The sequence below is a fragment of the Oleiphilus sp. HI0123 genome (genome assembly GCF_001635315.1).
This window is the reverse complement of the sequence record NZ_LWGE01000346.1, coordinates 1-763: the sequence shown is the minus strand read 5'-3', so window position 1 is coordinate 763 and position 763 is coordinate 1. Positions and strand designations below refer to the sequence as shown.

Genomic DNA, 763 nt, shown 5'->3' with positions numbered 1-763 from the left:
AAATTTCGGTTTCAACATTCATCCAGGAAACCGCCAACACCATCGCAACAACAGCAACAACTATCCGCAGCACAAATAAAGCCCAACCTTCGCTTCTATGATAAACATCACGCTTCACTAAGCCACTCAAAAGCCACAAAGCATTCATCCAAGACGAAAGCGCTGTCGCTAATGCCAAACCTGTATGTTGCAAAGGCCAGATCAGAATCAAATTGAAAACCATGTTGGCACACATCGCCCATATGCCAATCTTTACAGGCGTCTTCATATCTTGTCTTGAAAAGTACCCGGGAGCCAAGACCTTAATCAACATAAATGCCAAGAGCCCTAAGGCATAGGCACGTAAGCTCATTGCCGACATATAGACATCGCGTTGTTCTAATGCACCGTAATAAAATAGCGACGTCACCAAAGGTTCAGCAAGAACAATCAAAGCAACAGCTGCCGGAACGCCCATCAACAGAACTATCCGTATAGCCCAGTCCAGCGTGTCAGAAAAAGCTTTGTGAGACTGACTGCTATGCTTTCGAGACAAACTAGGTAAAATCACTGTCGCAATGGCAATACCGAAAATCCCCAAAGGCAACTCAGCTAAACGATCCGAATAATAAAGCCAAGAAACGCTTCCTGTTTGTAGAAATGACGCTAACACTGTATCGAGCAACAGATTAATCTGGCTTACAGAAACACCAAATAGTGCTGGAACCATCAGTATAAAAATACGTCGAACACCTTCATGACGATAATCCAGGCGTGGCCGAGG

Annotated in this window: 1 protein-coding gene; it reads right to left on the bottom strand. The window is 44.6% G+C overall.

The genetic code is table 11. The features are described 5' to 3' along the window. Nucleotides 1-763 (bottom strand): murein biosynthesis integral membrane protein MurJ (gene murJ, locus A3761_RS03300; RefSeq protein ID WP_068749806.1); only part of this gene is annotated, 763 nt, incomplete at both ends.